Here is an 18,251-nt window from a genome sequence, read left to right on the forward strand (position 1 = left end):
ACCGCTCTTGCGCGGTGGGATCGAGATGCAGCTGGCAGATGGCGCAGTTTTCCACGGGGATGATCTTCAACGACGAACAGCACCACGGCCATTACCGATCAGCCCGAAGTCGATGATCAAACCGATCAACACCACCAACAGGCCACTGAACGACGACACGCCCCCGAACGAGGCCGCAGCCCAGCAATAGCCGAGGGTTGTGGTGGGGAGAAACAACAGACCCAGGATGGGAAGCAACGGGTTGGGAACACTGGTGCCACTGAAGGGCTGCAGCACGAAACTGCTGTTGATAAACCACATCAACACCAAAACCAGGCGTGGAGCCAGCAGGCCAATCGCCGCCAGAAGACACATCGCAAGGCAGGGACGCTCGGTCATCCATAGCGACGTCCTCTGAAGGCGACATCGTCCTCACCGGAAGATTCAGGTTTCTAGCGAGCAATTCATCGCCAACTCGAACGGAACGGCAGCGTTGGGGATCGACAACAGGCTGCTCGAGAGAGACGCAAGATCCTCGGGTTGGGTCATCGCGGCAGGTTCAACGGCCGTCACCGTACGAGCCATATCGGTGTTGACCCAACTGGGACAGATGGCGGTCACCCGAATCCCCTTGTCCCACCCTTCATTGCGCATGCTCTGACAGAGCCCCATCAAGGCGAATTTGCTCACGGGATAACCCGCCATTCGACCTTTGACGCGTTTGCCACTCATCGACACCAGCACCTGGATTCGTCCATGGCCACTGGTCGCCAGATACGGCCAGGCCGCACGGGTCAGCCACCAGGGCCCCTTCACGTTGATTGCCCACAGTTCATCAAGCTGCTGCTCTTCGCGATCCGCAAACAACAACGGGGTTCGATGCAAAATTCCCGCGCAGTGGATCACGGTGTCGATGGCACCCCAGTGACGAACGGTGCTGTCAACCCAGGCTTCAACACTGGCTGGATCGTTGGCGTCGTAGGCGTGATGCAACACCGTCTCAACATCCAAGTCTGTTCCCCTTAGAGCCTGCGGATCCCGCAGACCAAGGCTGAGGCGGTGACCATCCTTAAGCAACCGTCTCGCAATGGAACGTCCGATGCCACGACTGGCTCCGGTAAGCAAAACCGTGCGTTGCATCAGGACGCGTTGAGGAGTCGATCGATCAGCAATTCTGGCGTTGTTGCATCCAGGAGGAGCTGGCGATTTCGCTGCGAGAGAAAGCCCGTCGAAACGCTTTGATCCAAAAAGCTCAGCAACGCATCGAAGTAGCCATCGATGTTGAGCATGCCGATCGGCTTGGCATGAAAACGAAGCTGAGCCCAGGTCAAGGCTTCAAACAACTCGTCGAGGGTTCCCAGGCCTCCGGGCATGGCAACGGCTGCATCGGCCAGATCGAGCATTCGCGCTTTGCGCTCGTGCATCGATCCCACAACCTCGAGATGGGTCAAACCGGAGTGCACCACTTCATCCTGCGTTAACGCCTCGGGGATCACCCCGATCACCTCCCCTCCAGCCGCCAAAGCGGCATCAGCAACAGCGCCCATCAAGCCAATGCGAGCGCCGCCGTAAACCAGGGCCATGTCCTGGGTGGCGATCAGTTCACCCAGCTCAGTGGCAGCAAGCTTGAACAGGCTCGAGTCGCCGCTCGAGGAGCCGCAATACACAGCGATTCGATTCATGGCGCCTGGCCGTGATCCATTCATCCTCACCTGCGATGGCTGGCAAAAACGAGCCAAGCCTCGAGAATCACCAGGAACGGGTCCCGATGAGGATGACCTCGATGCGCCTTGAGCTGCTGAGCCGTCACAGGATTCGAGACCCAGGCCTCGGGCTGAATGAACCATCCGGACTGACGCTGAACGCAGATGGATCAGCGCTGTACACCGTCAGTGATGACACCAAGGCGATTTTTCGTCTGGATCTCAAAGGCAGGGTGTCGGTGAGCGACTCGTTCTTCATCGGCCTCGACGACTTGGAAGGCATTGCACTCCGTGGAAATGACAGCGAGCTGCTCGTGGTGCAGGAGCGGAGCAATTCTGTGGTGGTGGTGGATCTGTGCAGCCGGCGCGAACGGTATCGGCGCCCGCTGTCAGCCATGACCAACTACGACACGATCGCGCACCACTTCCCAGACCCTCCGGACAACAACGGATTGGAGGGCATCACCGTGAACACCAGCAACAACCATGTGGTTGTGGTGAAAGAGCGCAAGCCCGGTTTGCTGATCGAACTGGATTCCACACTCACCACAATCCTCTCCACACGAATGCTGCAAGCCAGCCAAGGGTTCATGCACCCCGAACTGAAGGCAGAGAAGCTCGATTTCTCGGGCCTGAGCTACGACAGCAGCAGCGACACCCTCTGGATCGTCAGCGACAAGGGGCGGTGCCTGTTCCAGTACGACTGGGCAGGCGACACTGTTCTCCAGCGCCTCGATCTCACCATCAGCACGGGAGACAAGCCAAGGCAAATCCGCAAACCTGAGGGTGTTGCCTTCGATCCCGGGCGGAAAAGGATGTACGTGGTGAGCGATCGGGACGCAGATCTCTACGTGTTCAAACTCCATGACGACTGCTGAACAGCGCCGCGTTCTCATCACCGGTGCTAGCAGCGGCATTGGCCTTGAAGCGGCAAAAATCCTGCTGGCCCGTGGTGATGCACTCACCGTTGTTTGCCGCAATGCACAACGGGCCGAGCGAATCCGCACGGCTCTGTCGGGTTCCGTTGACATCTGCATTGCCGATCTGGCGGACCTTGTGTCTGTGGCCAGGGCGATCGAACAACTCCGCCATCACGAGATGCCATTCGATGCACTGGTGCTCAATGCCGGGTTGCAATACGCCGGCTACAGCTCCCCCCGTTGGAGTGCACAGGGCATTGAACTCACCTTTGCGGTGAACCACCTGGCCCATCAACTCCTGGCTGAAGGATTGAAGGAGCAAACCCAAGCCATCGTGATCACCGCCTCTGAGGTGCACAATCCAGCCACCGGCGGAGGACGGGTTGGCCAGCCTGCAGGGCTGGGCTCGCTACAGGGACTGCGCCAGGGCCCCGGGGCGCCAATGGTGGATGGAGAAAGTCCGTTCAATGCAGACAAGGCCTACAAAGACAGCAAGCTCTGCAATCTGCTGATGGCCCTGCAGATCTACCAGCAGCGTCAGGATTTTCCTGTCGTGGCCTGGAGTCCGGGGCTGGTGATTCCCCGCACCTCAGAGGGTTTTTTCAGAAACAGTCGCCAGGCCAATCCACTTGGGCAGGCCTTGTTTGGGTTGGTCGCTCGGGATCTCTTGCGATTGACGGAAAGCGTTGAGCGGGCAGGGGCACTGCTGGTTCAGCTCATCGACGAACAACTTGATCAACCGGGATTCAGCTACTGGAGCAATGCCCTCTTGGGCCCTGGCCGGCATCAATTCAAACCAACGGAACCCTCCGAGGAAGCGAAGAACAGCGACACAGCGTCGATGCTCTGGATGTTGTCGAACAATCTGATCAACTCTTTTTTGACGCCATCCCGCTGATCGCCAAACCGTTCACAACCAGGAGCGTTGCGTTAATTCATTGACTGATTATCAAACTTGTACACACGGTTGGGAATCACACTGATGTTGACGTCAAGGTCATCCAAGCCGAAGCCTTTGGCTCGTTTCAACATCTGCTGATTGACATCGTTCATAAAGGATTGATCCAAGATGTCTTCAGGTGCATTGAGCACAATATCCAGCCTTGCTTTGTTGTTAACAACACTGACGCTGGTGTACATCATACGAACTTTTGACCACAACCTCTGGTTGCCTCGCGCGAGGGCTACACGTTTGAGTTGTCCTGCTTTGAAGCGACCAAATTCCGCATCCATCTGCTGCCGCACACTGAAGTCATGCAATGCCGATGACAAGGGAAGGCTCAACAGCCCGAGCAATCCCAACCAGACCAGAAGATTGCGCCAACAACTGCGGAATGAGCCGTAACGCTGCAGCAAAAACACCACAAGGCTGGTGACGGTGATGCCGATCAGGTTCGCCAGAAAAAGCAGAAACGATCCCTCCGCGATCTGGTTGGTGAGACCCGCCACCGTTCCACGGCCAAACACAGCAACTATTTCCGAGCCGAGCGTGAGGCCAATGCCGCTGACACAGAGCGGTGGCACAAGGGCGACAGCAATTGCCACACCTGCAATCGAATTCGACAATTGCTTGCGGGTCATCGAGAACGACCCGGCAACGGCCGCCGCGATGGCGATGCCCAGATCGATCAAGTTGGTAGACGTGCGGCCAGTGATCTCCGACTGCACATGGCTGATGCCCAGTCCCAAACTGATCTACGCCGCGGTTCCAATCACCGCCAGAACACCGAAGCCAATGGTGAAGGCGGAACGTCGGATCAATTTCCCATGGCTCACGGCCAAGCCAAAAGCCAGGCTGAGGATGGGGTCCATCAGCGGAGCGACGATCATGGCCCCGATCACAACCGCCGTGCTGTTGGAGATCAGCCCGAGGCTGGCGATCACCGCAGAGCTGATCAGAAGAATGAAAAAACCAAGCGATGGCTTGGATGAAGCGATCCGCGCTTCATAAAGCTCCGTGCGAGGAACACGACTTTCAAGATTAAGCGCCCAATGCCCCGACAGGGTCTCCAGCAATTGCCCCAGCACCGTGCACGTCTCCAGGCCTCAAATTCCTGAATTGTGCACAGAGTTCTCGACTGCGCAGCAGACTGCACAACGATCAATACCAGACCATGACGGGTGTACTGGCGGCCCTTGGAGCAGCCATGGCCTGGACTGGAGCCAGTGCACTCTGGCGATCGCTATCAGGGCGAGTCACGGCGATCCGGCTCAACGCCATGAAGAACGGCTTGGCCAGCCTGCTGTTTCTGCCGGTTCTGCTCACACTTCCGCACAACACCGAAGTGCATGCTGTTCTGCTGCTGTTGATCAGCGGCTTGATCGGCATTGCGGCTGGCGACAGCTTCTATCTCGGGGCGTTGCGGCGACTTGGCACCCGACGAACCCTCACCGTGGAAGCCAGCGGTCCGGTGCTGGCCAGCATCGCTGGGGTTCTGGTGATGGGGGACAGCCTGGCCGTGAAGAACGGTCTCGGAGCGCTTTTGGTTTCAAGCGCGGTGGTTCTCATTGCCATGCAGGCGAAAGAGACAAGCCAAGGGGAGCGGGGGGGCAGCGCTGCTGACTTCGGCATCGGGCTGCTGTTGGCACTCACCGCCGTGGTCTGTGGCCTGAGCGGAGCCTTTCTGGCCCGTCACGTGCTGATCAGCAGCGACCTCACCCCATTGCAGACGGCATCGATCCGGCTGCTGGGCGGATGGCTTGGTCTTCTTCCCTTCCTCAAAGGGATCTGGAGACAGACCATGCTGAAGCAACGGGAGCAATGGAAGCTTGTGATCGCCACCGTGGTCGGAACCAACGGGGGAATCCTGTTGCAACAGGTGGTGCTGCAAACGATGCCCGTTGGAGAAGGGGTGACCCTGATGGCTACGGCACCAGTGATGGCTCTTTTTGTGGGCCAAATAGAAGGAGACCCGATTCAGCTCTCCGGCGTGGCTGCCGCGGGGCTGGCCTTGGCCGGTGTGGCCTGCACCAGCCTCTGAAGGCCGGATTCCAGGGCCGGAGCTGCAGCCTCGTTCAAAGCCAGCACCACCAGATCAGCACCACAGCCCTGATCGGGACGCCAGGCATGGCTGGGAGCTGCTTCAAACCAGCTGTTCAACCGCGGACCCACCATCTGGATCTGAAGCGGAAGTGCTTTGCTGGGCAGCCAGACACGCCCCTTGAGTCGAACCACCTGGTGATTGCTCACGAGGCTGGGCAACAGCTGCTCGAGGGCCTGACGGTCCAAGGCCCCTTCAACACGAACATTGCTGCCGACCATGTCGACATGGCTGTGGTCGTGATGGTCGTGGTCGTGGTGGTGGTCGTGGTCGTGGTGGGTGTGGGCCTCCTGGGGGGTGGGCTGGTGCTCAAGGCCCAACACAACGGATGTCTCCACTTGTCCCTGAGAAACAGGAAGCAGAGCGGTACCCGGGCGCACTTTGTCTTTGATCCGCCCCTGCACCTCAGCCATCGCTGATGCATCCAGGCAATCAGCCCGGCTGATCAAGACCAGGTCAGCGGCCTGGAGTTGATCCTCAAACAAGTCGTCGATCGCTGTGAGGTGATCGAGGCTGGGATCCTCGGCCCGTTGCCGCTCCAGCGCTTCAGCATCAGCCACTGGGCTGCCTGTAGCCAAAGCTTCGCCATCCACCAGCGTCACCACACCATTCACATGCACACGGCTGCGAATGGCCGGCCAATCCAGGGCCTGAAGCAGAGGCCTTGGCAAAGCGAGACCGCTGGTTTCAACAACGATCCCATCCAATTGATCCGCCCGTTCCAGCAACGTCTCCATGGTCGGCAGGAAGTCGTCCTGCACCGTGCAGCAGAGGCAGCCGTTGTTCAGCTCAACCAAACGGCCATCCACCTCCTCCTCAGGACAAAAGCCGCAGCTGCGAATCAGATCACCATCAAGCCCAACGCTGCCGAATTCGTTGACCATCACGGCCAATCGCTGACCGCCACGGGTGAGGAGGTGGCGGAGCACCGTGGTCTTGCCGGCCCCGAGAAACCCGGTGATCACGGTCACCGGAAGACGCTTAGCCATGACGATTAGGGGCGGCAGCCCAGGCTCTCACGGGTGGAGACACCACTGATCGGATTGGATCCATCCGCCCGAGCGCAGAGGGCCCGCTGTTGGGGAAGGTCGATCACGGCGTTGGTGAAATCAGCACCGTCGATCTGCGCGTCCGTAAAACGGCTCTGCATCATCATCGCGTTGGTGAAATTGGCCCCCCGGAGATCGGCGCCCTCGAAGTGGCTGGCAAAGCCCACAACATCGGAGAGATCGGCATCGCGGAGATCGGCCCCCTGCAGTTGCGAGGTGTTGATCACAGCACCGCGCAGGTCTGTGCCGCTGAGATTCACCTCGCGCAAATCGGCCTTGAGGAACTCTTTTTCCTTGAGGTCAAGACCGTGCATATCCGCGCTGATCTCCTGAACTGCGAACTGACCACGCAGCTCGGGAGCGGTGATGGCCTGCACTGATTCAGCCCAAACAACAGTGCTGAACGCCAGCGTGATCACCGCCAGCAGCGAGGCCATACGTCGAAGGGCGCCCATGAGACCGGTAATTTGAGCAATCACGTTATGGCAACTGTCCGCGGAGCGAGTCGATATGGCCATGAGCTTGCGGGTGGTGGTTCCACCCCATCCCCTGATCGGCCATTGGCTGACCATGCTTCGGCATCGGGAAACCCCTGCGGCCCTCTACGCCACAGCCCTGCAGGAACTGGGCCGATGGCTCACCTACGAAGCCCTGCGGGACTGGCTGCCCCATCGCCGAGAGATGGTGCCCGGACTCCATGGGGACACCGAAGGCACCCTCGTTGAAGCATCGGTACCGCTGATCGCCATTCCAGTGCTGCCAGCAGGCCTCGAGCTTTGGCAGGGAGGACGATCCGTCCTTCCCGATTCCTCCCTCTGCCTGGGGTCGTGCCCACAGGAGATCGAAGCCAACGCCGGGGTGATTCTGTTCGTGGATCAGATCAGTGATGGTGAGGCCACCCTCAAGCTTCTGCAGGAGCTCCAGAGCAAGGGTGTGGATGGACGGCGGCTGCGGCTGATCACTGCCCTGTGCGCCAGTCCTGGACTGAAGCTTTTGGGTGAAGCGATTCCAGACCTAACGCTGCACACCGCCTGCATTGACGAAAGCGTGGGTGAGCAGGGTGAGATTCGTCCAGGAATCGGTGACCCTGTGCGACGGCTGAACCTCAGATCTTGAGGGCATGACTAACCTTCAGGCAGGTTGATCGCACCCATGGCCCAGCAGCACGACACGGGCTCAGGCACCCTGGCAACTCTGGTCACCGGAGCAGTGCTCGGTGCTGCAGGCCTGGCCTGGTGGCTCCTCAACGAAGCCGACAGGCGCAGGCGTTACGGCGCGCAGAAGTCGATGTTGCACGCACCGCGGATGCAGGACGGTTCCGAAGTGCTGGACAGCGCAGACAACGGACACCTAGAGGAGCGGGTGGAAAAACTCAACGCGGAGATCGCCCGTGTTCGCGCTCAACTCGAGGGACTCGGTAGCGAAGAATGAGCGCTCGGTAGGTTGGCTTGATTGCCACTGGTCCGCTCCGTTCCATGCTTCGCTCCGACGCCGTCACCAAAGGGATTCAGCGGTCTCCCAACCGCGCCATGTTGCGGGCCGTGGGCTTTGGAGACAGCGATTTCGGCAAGCCCATCCTGGGCATCGCCAACGGCTACAGCACCATCACCCCCTGCAATGTGGGGCTGAACGACCTGGCCAAACGAGCTGAGGAAGCGGCCCGGCAGGCCGGAGGCATGCCACAGATGTTCGGAACCATCACCGTGAGTGATGGAATCTCCATGGGCACCGAAGGGATGAAGTACTCCCTGGTGAGCCGTGAAGTGATCGCTGACGCCATCGAAACGGCCTGCAATGGCCAGAGCATGGATGGGGTGCTGGCCGTTGGTGGCTGCGACAAGAACATGCCCGGCGCCATGCTTGCGATGGCACGGATGAACATCCCTTCGGTGTTCGTCTACGGCGGCACGATCAAACCGGGCAAGCTGGGCGGTTGTGATCTCACGGTGGTGAGCGCTTTTGAAGCGGTCGGCCAACTGACCAGCGGCAAGATCGACGAAGAGCAGCTCACCGCAGTTGAGAAAAATGCCTGCCCTGGGGCTGGCAGTTGCGGCGGCATGTTCACCGCCAACACCATGAGTGCCGCCATCGAAACGATGGGTCTCAGCCTCCCCTACAGCTCCACGATGGCTGCCGAGGACGAGGAAAAGGCCGACAGTGCGGCTCGCTCCGCCGAGGTGCTGGTGGAGGCCGTGAAAGCCAACATCCGCCCCCTGGATCTGCTCACCAAGGAAGCCTTTGAGAACGCCATCAGCGTGATCATGGCGGTGGGTGGCTCCACCAATGCGGTGCTGCACCTGCTGGCCATTGCCCGCACCGCCGGCGTTGACCTGAGCATCGATGACTTCGAACGGATTCGTCAGCGGGTGCCGGTGATCTGTGATCTCAAGCCCAGCGGCCGCTACGTGACCGTTGATCTGCACAACGCCGGCGGCATTCCCCAGGTGATGAAGCTGCTGCTGGATGCAGGCTTGCTGCACGGCGACTGCCGAACGGTGGAGGGCAAAAGCCTGAAGGAGTTGCTGGCCGATGTGCCCTCGGAGCCGCCCTCCGGGCAAGACGTGATCCGCCCCCTGAGCAATCCGCTTTACGCCAAAGGACACCTCGCCATCCTCAAGGGCAACCTCGCCAGCGAGGGAAGCGTGGCCAAGATCAGCGGTGTGAAGACCCCTGTTCTCACTGGCCCGGCGCGGGTGTTTGAAAGCGAGGAAGACTGCCTTGCCGCGATCCTCGACAAAAAGATCAAGGCCGGGGATGTGGTGGTGGTCCGCAACGAGGGTCCCGTCGGTGGACCGGGCATGCGGGAGATGCTGGCTCCCACCTCAGCAATCGTTGGTCAGGGCCTGGGGGACAAGGTCGCCCTGATCACCGATGGGCGCTTCAGCGGCGGCACCTATGGCCTGGTGGTGGGTCACGTGGCTCCTGAAGCCGCTGTCGGTGGAACGATCGGGCTGGTTCAAGAAGGCGACAGCATCACGGTTGATGCTGATCAGCTGCTGCTCCAACTCAACGTGGATGAGGCGGAACTGGATCGCCGCCGGGCGGGGTGGAGCAAGCCGGAACCGCGTTACCGCAACGGAATTCTCGGCAAATACGCGCGGCTCGTCTCCAGCTCAAGCCGGGGTGCGACCACCGACCACGCCGATTGAATTCGGCGCGGTCAAACAGCCGGTTGCACCAGAGCCCGTAGGCGCCGACCCAAGGCTTCCAGCGGAGCGGCATCCTGCGGTGCCGCACAGCGCTGCCCCGATGCGCCATCCATCCAGACCGGATGGCGCCCGTGCCAGAGCATTGGACGTTCCGGTTGGTCCCACCAGCTCAGCATCAGATTGATCTCATCGCCACTCCGATAGATCTCCAGTTCAAGATCCTGATCGGAGCAACGCTGGCCGTCGCCATCACGGCATTCAATCCGCACGTGCAGATCATCGATTTGTTCTGGAGCCGAAGGATCCATCAGAACAACAGCATGGCTCCAGGGCTTGAGGCAGACGTCAGCCGCCTTGGCAATCAACACCAGAAGGTCCATGGACTCAAGGCAAGGCGCGGATTGAACGGATCAGCACCCGGATGGAGCCAGCGCGAAACCCAGGATTGAGATCACCAGCATCGCCGAATTTCGAGTGCAACACCTGAATGCGGGTGATGCCACTGGGATCGAAGCGCAGCGGTAAGCCAACGGGCTTGGCACGCACCGTGGGCCTGAGATCGGCGAATGGCACAACAACAGAGGTCAAACCGGACGGTTTGGTCGCAACATCCACCACCCAGCGGAGACCACCGGGAATCAGTTCCGTGAGTCCCATGGCTCCATCCCGACAACCAAGGGCAATCTTCAGGGTGCGTCCCTCACCCTCAACATCCAGCTGAAGTGCTGAATAAGGGGACAGATCGAGCGGGGGCTGCAGGCGAGGGGAGCGGCAGCTCACGAAACCACCGCCGGTCTCCACCAGCTCCCCGTCCAGCACGAGTCCGTCGGGGGTCACGCGGCAACCGGCACGGGATCGGCCGCCCATGATCGTGTCGTTCAGGCTGGCCCAGTCAGCAAAGTCGCTGCCCTGGAAAAGGATCTGTTCAGAGGCCGGCGGCTGCATCCTGATCAGCAAGGATCAGCACATCACTAGCAGGTTGAACCAGCCGAGCGGGAGTGCGATCGGAGGATTCGGAGGGATCGACCAGTCTCCGGAGGGCCTCCTGTTTACCGGCACCACTGACGAGGAAGATCACCTGACGGGCGGCACTGAGCACAGGAGCCGTCATGGTGATGCGATCCAACCCCTTGCCACGCCCGATGGTCGTCCAGCGATCCGACACCGCTGGAGCCTCGGTGCCGGGGAACAGAGATGCGGTGTGGCCGTCATCCCCCAGACCCAGCAACATAACATCGAACACCGGTGGTGCTCCTGAGCACAGCTGAGAAAGCTGGTCAGCAAAAGCCTGGGCACTGGCCTCAGGGCTTTCCAGTTCCACGGTGGGCACGGGATGAAAAGCGGCTGAAGCTCCAGGCCCGGGTGCGAGAAGGGTGCGGCGCAGCATGCCGGCGTTGCTGGACGCATCGTCGGCAGCCACCCAGCGCTCGTCACCCAGAACAACGTCCACCCGGTCCCAGGGCAACCGTTCCTGACCGAGCAGGGAGTAGGCGCTGGCGGGCGTGCTCCCACCGGAGAGAGCGATCTGGCAGCGGTCCCGTTGATCCAAGGCCAGATCGATTTGGGCGGCAACAGTTTCACAGACCTGACGGGCGAGGTCCTGAGGATCCTTGGCCCGCTCGATGCGGTAGTTGGTCATCGCTCAACCGCTCAGCTGAGCCATTCGGTGTGGAACGTCCCCTCCTTGTCGACCCTTTGGTAGGTGTGGGAGCCGAAGCAATCGCGCATCGCCTGAACCAGGTTCTGAGGAAGGCGACCGGAGCGGTAACTGTTGATGTAGTCGAGGGTGCTGCTGAAGCAGGGAACGGGAATGCCGGCCTCGGCGGCACCGGCCACCACTTGAGCCAGTCCGGGCAGCCGTTGGTTGATCTGTTCAGCGAACCAGGGATCAACCATCAGGTTCGGCAGCAGGGGATCCGCGTGGAAAGCATCCTGAATGCGCTTCAGCAGACGGGCCCGAATGATGCAGCCACCCTTCCAGATCTGAGCGATAGACGGCATGTGGAGTTCATAGTCGAGGTCCTGGGAGGCGATTCGCAGAAGCTCCATGCCCTGGGCATAACTGGCGATGCAGCTCAGCACCGTGGCATCCATCAGCGGAGCCATGGCATCGTCGGGTGTTCCCAGGTCAAAGTCCTTGATGGTTGGTCCTTTGAGGATCGATTCGGCCGCCACGCGTTGGGGCTTCATCGAGCTCATCACCCTTGCATTGAGAGAGGCGTAGATGGTGGGAACAGAGGCACCCATCTGCAGCGCCGTCACCACGGTCCAGAGGCCCGTGCCCTTCTGGCCAGCCTGATCAGTGATTTTTTCCACCAGATCAGTGCCATCAACGGGATCCTTAGTGCGGAGACACACCTCGGTGATTTCCACCAGATACGACGACAACTCTTCTGTGGCATTCCATTGACCGAGAACGTCGGCCATCTGCACACCGGTCATTCCTTTAACCCGCTTCATCAGGTCGTAGCCCTCGGCAAGGATCTGCTCGATGCCGTACTCGATCCCGTTGTGGACCGTTTTAACCAGGTGTCCTGACCCGCCTGGACCGATGTAGGTCACGCAAGGTCCGTCTTCGACCTGAGCCGCCATCTTGTTCACAAGGCTCTCGATGGCCTCGTAGGAGGTCTTGGTTCCTCCGGGCATCATGCTCGGACCTTCCAGGGCACCTTTGGCTCCACCGGATACACCCATACCGATGAAACCGAAGCTCTTGCTCTCGAGTTGCTTCACCCGACGTTCAGTGTCGTGGTAGTCGGAGTTGCCTCCATCAATCAGCAGATCGCCTTCTTCGAGATAGGGGGAGAGCTGATCAACAACAGCATCGACGGCAGGCCCCGCCTTCACCATCATCAAAATCCGACGGGGTCGTTCCAACTTGCCAACGAAATCTTCGAGGTCAGTGGCGCCCTGAATGTTCTTGTCCTTGCCACGCCCCTGGAGGAAGTCTTCGGTTTTGGCGTAGGTGCGGTTGTAAACAACGCTGGAGAAACCGTTGCGTTCCGCATTCAGGACGAGGTTCTCGCCCATCACGCCAAGACCGATGAGGCCGAAGTGAGACTTGGACATGGCCTGAAGGACCACTGAGGACTGAACTCAGTGTGTTGATCTCGGCTGGTCTGAGCGCAAATCAACCAATAAATGTCAGGAATGAGCCATCGGCAGAAAGACGTCGGCTCATTCCTGGAAGAGGTTGCTGCCCTCAGATCACCGTTCCATCGGCGATGGTGGCGTTTTTCTGAACCACCACAATGCCGTTGCGGATATAGAAGCCCTGATCGGAACGGTCGGCTTCTTCCACGTTGTCCTTGTTGATGATCGAGACACCCGAACCGATGCGGGTGTTCTTGTCGAGGATGGCGCGTTTCACCGTGGTGCCCTTGCCCACGCCAAGCGGAATGCCTCCGCGCTCTTTCAAGACAGCACGTTCGTCGGGAGATTCGAAGAAATCGGACCCCATCACCAGCGTGTCCTGAAGCACGCAGTCACTTTCAATTCGACTGCGCACCCCGAGAACACAGTGGTGGATGCTGCAGGACTTCAGGATCGATCCTTCGCCAACAATCGAATTGGTGATCTGGGCGTCAACCAGCTTGCTGGGGGGCAGGTAGCGAGGACGGGTGTAGATGGGGAACTTCTCGTCGTAGAAGCTGAAGGGGGGCGTGGGTTGTTGGGTCAGCGCGAGGTTGGCTTCATAGAACGCACCGATGGTGCCGATGTCTTCCCAGTAGTCGTCGAACACATAGCTCTGAAGCTTGTCGCCCCGCGCGAGAGCCTCGGGAATGATCTCCTTGCCGAAATCCTTGTGCCCTGGATGCTTGTCGAGCAGATCAAAGAGGGTCTGGCGGCTGAAGACGTAAATGCCCATCGAGGCCAGATAGGGCCTTTCCTTGGCTGAATCGGCACTGAGGCCGAAGCGAGAGGTGTCGACAGCCATCTCCAGCAGCGAATCACCCTTGGGCTTCTCGCGGAACTCCTTGATCGAGCCGTTTTCATCGGTCCGCATCAGACCGAAAGCCTCTGCCTGCTTGGGATCAACCGGAAGGGCAGCAACGGTGAGATCAGCACCAGAGTGGCGGTGGTGCTCGATGAAGAGGCTGTAATCCATCCGGTAGAGCTGGTCGCCGGAAAGGATCAGGTATTCATCAACGTCCCATTCCTGGAACAACCACTGGTATTTGCGTACAGCGTCTGCAGTGCCTTCAAACCAAGTGGGACTGTCGGGGGTTTGCTGAGCTGCAAGCACCTCAACAAAACCGCCACCGAAGGAATTGCTGAGGTTGTAGGTCTGGCTGAGGTGACGGTTCAGTGACGCACTGTTGAACTGCGTCATCACGTACATCTTGTTGATGTCGGAGTTGATGCAGTTGCTAATCGGGATATCAATCAGTCGATATTTGCCCGCCAGAGGGACGGCCGGCTTGGCGCGCATTTTTGTAAGCGGATACAGGCGCGTGCCTGCACCGCCGCCCAGAATGATGGCCAAGACCCGCTTCATGCCGCTGTCCCAAATCGGCGTTGCCGCAAGAACTTACCGGAGTTTTTGGCTTCGCAACCGTCTTTGGGAAGAATCAGTCGAGATTACTGGGATTCAGATCGCGACTGAATCGCTCAACAGCTCAAGAAGCTTCCAAATCGAACAGTCGTTCGACAATTCGGAGAGCCTGTTGGCGATCCTGACGGGTCTGGGGAGCCCGCAGCTGGGTCACCGGCGTGTGGAGGATTTTGTTGATAATTCCTTTGCTCAACGCTTCGACAACCTTGCGTTCCCGGGCTGAGAAATCAGGGCCCATTCGGCTGAGGGCTTTCTGGAGTTCCTCCGAACGGATCGACTCCATCGAAGAGCGCAGCTGGTTGATGGTCGGCACAGCCTCAAGGCTGTCCCACCACTCGAGGAACTGCTGCGCTTCTTGCTGAAGCAACTGCTCAGCCTCGCGGGCCATGGCCTGACGGGCTTCCTGGTTACGGGCAACGACCTCTTGCAGGTCGTCCACATCGTGGGATTCAACGCCGACCACATCGGCAGCATCCGCAGCGATGTTGCGCGGCACACCGATATCAATCAAGCGCAGCTTGCTGCGCCGGTTCAGAGGAGCCAGACGTGCGGCATCAATGATCGGATCATCGGCGGCGGTGCTGGTGAACATCAGCGAGCAGGTGCTCAGGTACTGATCCAGATCCGTAAGCGGCCTGCACTGAACAGGAAGATCAGGGAAATCAGCCGACAGCTGCTCGGCCCGTTCAACGGTGCGGTTGAGCAGAACAACACCCGAGGCTCCTTTGGCCTGAAGGTGCTGGAGCAACAGACGGCTCATGCGCCCTGCACCAACAACGGCGATCTGCTCGCTTTCCAGGGTGACCAGTTGATCCAGTCCCCGGGATTGACCGAGCTTGAGCTGGGCGAGCTCAACGGCAGCTGAGCTGATTGAAACAGCACCCGTTCCGAGGTTGGTTTCACTGCGGACCCGTTTGCCGGTGGAGACAGCCTGGGTGAGCAAGCGGTTCAGGATCGGACCCAGGGATTTGTGCTCCTGGCCGAGCCGCATCATTTTTTTCACCTGGGAGAGAATTTGACCTTCCCCCAGCACAAGGCTGTCGAGACCTGCTGCCACCCGCATCAGGTGGTCGACAGCGTCTTCGTGGTGGTAACTGAACAGGTGGGGCGTCAGCTCCCCTGTTTCAAGACCGGAGTGGCTGCTGAGGAAGTCGCTGACAGCAGACACGCCGAGGTCCGGATTGCGGACCAGGGTGTAAATCTCAAGGCGGTTGCAGGTGCTGAGGATCGATGCCTCGAGCACCTGCTCATTGCCGCGGAGGGATTGAAGGGACGTCTCCATGGTCTGCTCAGGGATGCTGAGCCGTTCCCGGATCTCCACCGGTGCCGTCCGATGACTGAGGCCGACGACGGAGATATGCATGAAGACGTTCCTCTCAACCAGTTGATGACGATCAGCTCAGAGCAATGCTCTGGGCGCCGTCTTTGATGTGCACGGTGTTGGTGAAGCGACAAGTGTTGTCCAGGTTGCTGATCACCAGGCTGCTTGTGCGGGTGCAGTCCTTTTCGAACTTAACGCCATCAAAGAGCAGACCATCCGTGATGCCGCTGCCAGCGAAACAAACATGCTCGCCGCAGGCCAGCTCCTCAGCCTCATAGACCTTGTCGGGATCGGCGATGCCCATCTCAGCGAGACGCGCCAGGTTGCCCTCTTTGGTCATGTCAGCCCACTCGGAGGTCTGAGCAATCGCAGGGTCATACACCAGTTGGCCCTGGAAGTGACCACCAAGAGCGCGCATGGCAGCGGCGGAGATCACACCTTCAGGGGCAGCACCGATGCCCATCAGGCAATGGGTTCCGGTACCAGCGAAACCGCAGGCGATGGCGGCCTGAACGTCTCCATCGGAGATGGGCTGGATGCGAGCGCCGGTGGCACGGATCTCAGCGATCAGATCCTTGTGACGGGCGCGATCCATCACCACGATGTTCAGCTCGTCGACGGGGAGACCCAGACACTCGCTGAGGATCTTGATGTTTTCAGTGGCTGACTTGCGGATATCCACCTTGCCCTTAGCTGCCGGAGGAGCAGCCAGCTTCTTCATGTAGAAGTCGGGGGCGTTGAACAGACCGCCACGGTCGGAAGCGGCGAGAACAGCCATGGAGCCGCGCTGGTTGAAGGCGCAGAGGTTGGTGCCTTCGCAAGGGTCAACAGCAAAGTCAACGCCGGGGCCGGTGCCGGTGCCGACCTCTTCTCCGATGTAGAGCATTGGGGCTTCATCACGTTCCCCCTCTCCGATCACGATGCGGCCCTGCATCTGGATCTGATTCATGCGCTTGCGCATGGCATCAACGGCCAATGCATCGGCTTCATCCTTCAGGCCTTTGCCGGAGAGCGAGGCGGAAGCGATGGCGGCCTGCTCGACGATCTCGAGAATTTCCTGAATGAGGGTCTGATCCACGGGACTCCGGATGAGGTGGGACGGGTTGGCGAGATCTCCTGGACGGGCAGTTGGCCGTCGCCGCAGTGGATCTCGACGTCTGAGCGCGGCTCACTGTATCAGTGGTTGCAGGAGTCCCTAAAATCTCCCGGCACTTCGCGCTCCTCATCCATGAGCACCAAGCCCCTGGTGATCTCGCCGTCAATCCTGTCGGCTGACTTCGCACGCCTCGGCGAAGAAGTGAAAGCCGTGGACGAAGCCGGTGCGGATTGGATCCATGTGGATGTGATGGACGGCCGCTTTGTTCCGAACATCACCATTGGACCGCTGATTGTTGAGGCGCTGCGGCCGGTGACCCAGAAGCCCCTGGACGTTCACCTGATGATCGTTGAGCCGGAGAAGTACGTCCCCGACTTCGCCAAAGCCGGTGCCGACATCATTTCCGTGCAGGTTGAAGCCTGCCCTCATCTGCACCGCAACCTGGCTCAGATCAAGGACCTGGGCAAAAAAGCAGGTGCAGTTCTGAACCCATCAACACCGATCGACACCCTCGAGTACTGCCTCGAGCTCTGCGATCTGGTGCTGATCATGAGCGTGAACCCCGGTTTCGGGGGCCAGAGCTTCATCGAAAACCAGGTTCAGAAAATTCGCGACCTGCGCCGCATATGCGACGAAAAGGGTCTCGATCCCTGGATCGAAGTGGATGGCGGCATCAAAGCAGGCAATGCCTGGAAGGTGATCGAAGCAGGTGCCAACGCGATTGTGTCCGGCTCCGGTGTGTTCAACCAGCCCGATTACGCCGAAGCGATCAAGGGCATCCGCAACAGCAGCAGCAAGGAAGCTGTTCTTGCCTGATCAGGAGACCATCAGCTGAACACCAAAAGCCTGGCAGCCATGCCGGGCTTTTTTTTATGAGCACTTCAAGCAAGAACCCAACGCTTGAACAGTTTCATCATCTCCAAAGATTTAGTGACCACAGTGATGCGAACAGGCCTCCGATAATCAATGGATGAATGATGACGTCAAATTGGTTGCCGCCTTCCTGGCGCTGAATGCTGGTGTGATCGCATTGGCTATTGCCGGATATCTCAAAGGGAGCATGAATATCGGTGCAGTCCTTCAATATCTTGCTCAATAGTTCCGTTGACTTTGCGCATCGGGCAGGCCCAGGCTCTCTTCCCTGCGGCTGAGTTGAAATACGGATGATCAAAGCAGCTCCTCTCGAGGAGACTGGGAGAGTCGAAGTCGGAGGCGTCCAATGCGTGACGACGGTCCAACTGAGCAAGATCTAGAAGCTGCCTGACTGGTCTGACAAGCCATACAGCCAGACGCTTCGTTCAGCTTCAAAGAACGCCAACAAGGTTTAGGCCATCCCTTTGCAGGGGTGGCCTTCCTTTTTGCCCGTTGGCTTGATGCATGTCCTGAGAAGCCAACAACAACTTGGAAGGGCATCACGTCAATCAGTGACGTGGATCAC

The 18,251-nt window shown here is 59.4% G+C and carries 20 protein-coding genes and 1 pseudogene; 8 read left to right on the forward strand and 13 right to left on the reverse strand.

Translation table 11 applies throughout. The features are described 5' to 3' along the window. Positions 1-66 precede the first annotated feature (66 nt). From NCN05_RS02140 to NCN05_RS02150, 3 genes are all read right to left on the reverse strand, one after another. On the reverse strand, positions 67-354 hold the full coding sequence (locus NCN05_RS02140) for a hypothetical protein (protein WP_250396907.1): 288 nt from the start codon (positions 352-354) through the stop codon (positions 67-69). Between the two features lie 69 nt (positions 355-423). After that, positions 424-1,119: an SDR family NAD(P)-dependent oxidoreductase gene (locus NCN05_RS02145; protein WP_250396790.1), complete on the reverse strand. Its 696-nt coding sequence runs from the start codon at positions 1,117-1,119 to the stop codon at positions 424-426. Further along, complete coding sequence (locus tag NCN05_RS02150) at positions 1,119-1,661, reverse strand: LOG family protein (RefSeq protein WP_250396791.1); 543 nt, start codon at positions 1,659-1,661, stop codon at positions 1,119-1,121. Before NCN05_RS02150 ends, NCN05_RS02145 begins: the two co-directional genes overlap by 1 nt. Positions 1,662-1,753: 92 nt before the next feature. Between NCN05_RS02150 and NCN05_RS02155 the strand changes: the two genes are divergently transcribed. Together NCN05_RS02155 and NCN05_RS02160 are read left to right on the forward strand one after the other, a co-directional pair. Next, complete coding sequence (locus NCN05_RS02155) at positions 1,754-2,560, forward strand: SdiA-regulated domain-containing protein (protein WP_250396792.1); 807 nt, start codon at positions 1,754-1,756, stop codon at positions 2,558-2,560. After that, positions 2,547-3,500 (forward strand): SDR family NAD(P)-dependent oxidoreductase, encoded by a 954-nt coding sequence (locus tag NCN05_RS02160; protein WP_250396793.1) that lies wholly within the window; start codon positions 2,547-2,549, stop codon positions 3,498-3,500. The genes NCN05_RS02155 and NCN05_RS02160 overlap by 14 nt, the downstream gene beginning before the upstream one ends. Before the next feature lie 32 nt (positions 3,501-3,532). On the opposite strand, the pseudogene NCN05_RS02165 reads toward NCN05_RS02160, so the two are convergent. Beyond that, positions 3,533-4,432, reverse strand: a pseudogene (locus NCN05_RS02165) (DUF389 domain-containing protein). Between the two features lie 284 nt (positions 4,433-4,716). Here NCN05_RS02165 and NCN05_RS02170 point away from each other — a divergent pair. After that, positions 4,717-5,583 carry an EamA family transporter gene (locus NCN05_RS02170; protein ID WP_250396794.1) on the forward strand — a complete coding sequence of 289 codons (867 nt, stop codon included), beginning with the start codon at positions 4,717-4,719 and terminating at the stop codon, positions 5,581-5,583. Here NCN05_RS02170 and cobW read toward each other — a convergent pair. Then, positions 5,520-6,632, reverse strand: coding sequence for a cobalamin biosynthesis protein CobW (gene cobW / locus NCN05_RS02175; protein ID WP_250396795.1), 1,113 nt, complete (start codon positions 6,630-6,632; stop codon positions 5,520-5,522). The two genes, NCN05_RS02170 and cobW, sit on opposite strands and share 64 nt — an antisense overlap. A 5-nt stretch (positions 6,633-6,637) precedes the next feature. After that, on the reverse strand, positions 6,638-7,129 hold the full coding sequence (locus NCN05_RS02180; RefSeq protein WP_244273103.1) for a pentapeptide repeat-containing protein: 492 nt from the start codon (positions 7,127-7,129) through the stop codon (positions 6,638-6,640). Between the two features lie 73 nt (positions 7,130-7,202). On the opposite strand from NCN05_RS02180, the gene NCN05_RS02185 reads away from it, so the two are divergent. From NCN05_RS02185 to ilvD, 3 genes are read left to right on the forward strand one after another with little or no spacing between them, the layout of a single operon-like run. After that, complete coding sequence (locus tag NCN05_RS02185; protein WP_250396796.1) at positions 7,203-7,808, forward strand: uracil phosphoribosyltransferase; 606 nt, start codon at positions 7,203-7,205, stop codon at positions 7,806-7,808. Between the two features lie 36 nt (positions 7,809-7,844). Next, a complete protein-coding gene (locus tag NCN05_RS02190) occupies positions 7,845-8,123 on the forward strand; it encodes a hypothetical protein (protein ID WP_250396797.1) in 279 nt (92 codons plus the stop codon). A gap of 44 nt (positions 8,124-8,167) precedes the next feature. Next, entirely contained in the window at positions 8,168-9,841 is a 1,674-nt protein-coding gene (ilvD, locus tag NCN05_RS02195) for a dihydroxy-acid dehydratase (protein WP_250396798.1), read from the forward strand. Between the two features lie 11 nt (positions 9,842-9,852). Here the strand turns inward: ilvD and NCN05_RS02200 are convergent, their stop codons facing one another. From NCN05_RS02200 to glpX, 7 genes are all read right to left on the reverse strand, one after another. Next, positions 9,853-10,221, reverse strand: a complete 369-nt coding sequence (locus NCN05_RS02200) for a DUF8659 family protein (RefSeq protein ID WP_250396799.1) — start codon at positions 10,219-10,221, stop codon at positions 9,853-9,855. Between the two features lie 4 nt (positions 10,222-10,225). Continuing rightward, positions 10,226-10,786, reverse strand: coding sequence for a CIA30 family protein (locus NCN05_RS02205; protein ID WP_250396908.1), 561 nt, complete (start codon positions 10,784-10,786; stop codon positions 10,226-10,228). Next, on the reverse strand, positions 10,767-11,480 hold the full coding sequence (pgl, locus tag NCN05_RS02210; protein ID WP_250396800.1) for a 6-phosphogluconolactonase: 714 nt from the start codon (positions 11,478-11,480) through the stop codon (positions 10,767-10,769). Before pgl ends, NCN05_RS02205 begins: the two co-directional genes overlap by 20 nt. A gap of 11 nt (positions 11,481-11,491) precedes the next feature. Next, positions 11,492-12,910, reverse strand: a complete 1,419-nt coding sequence (gene gnd / locus NCN05_RS02215) for an NADP-dependent phosphogluconate dehydrogenase (RefSeq protein ID WP_250396801.1) — start codon at positions 12,908-12,910, stop codon at positions 11,492-11,494. 133 nt (positions 12,911-13,043) lie between these two features. Continuing rightward, positions 13,044-14,339, reverse strand: coding sequence for a glucose-1-phosphate adenylyltransferase (locus NCN05_RS02220; protein WP_250396802.1), 1,296 nt, complete (start codon positions 14,337-14,339; stop codon positions 13,044-13,046). A 121-nt stretch (positions 14,340-14,460) separates the two neighbouring features. Further along, on the reverse strand, positions 14,461-15,759 hold the full coding sequence (locus NCN05_RS02225; RefSeq protein ID WP_250396803.1) for a glutamyl-tRNA reductase: 1,299 nt from the start codon (positions 15,757-15,759) through the stop codon (positions 14,461-14,463). Between the two features lie 31 nt (positions 15,760-15,790). After that, positions 15,791-16,795 (reverse strand): class II fructose-bisphosphatase, encoded by a 1,005-nt coding sequence (gene glpX, locus NCN05_RS02230; protein WP_006851350.1) that lies wholly within the window; start codon positions 16,793-16,795, stop codon positions 15,791-15,793. A gap of 150 nt (positions 16,796-16,945) precedes the next feature. Here glpX and rpe point away from each other — a divergent pair, with 150 nt between their 5' ends. Both rpe and NCN05_RS12485 read left to right on the forward strand, forming a co-directional pair. After that, a complete protein-coding gene (gene rpe, locus NCN05_RS02235; RefSeq protein WP_186495494.1) occupies positions 16,946-17,629 on the forward strand; it encodes a ribulose-phosphate 3-epimerase in 684 nt (227 codons plus the stop codon). Between the two features lie 154 nt (positions 17,630-17,783). Next, positions 17,784-17,912 carry a hypothetical protein gene (locus NCN05_RS12485; RefSeq protein ID WP_284500101.1) on the forward strand — a complete coding sequence of 43 codons (129 nt, stop codon included), beginning with the start codon at positions 17,784-17,786 and terminating at the stop codon, positions 17,910-17,912. Positions 17,913-18,251: the final 339 nt, after the last annotated feature.

The sequence above is a fragment of the Synechococcus sp. MU1651 genome (genome assembly GCF_023630635.1).
Taxonomy (GTDB): Bacteria; Cyanobacteriota; Cyanobacteriia; order PCC-6307; family Cyanobiaceae; genus Parasynechococcus.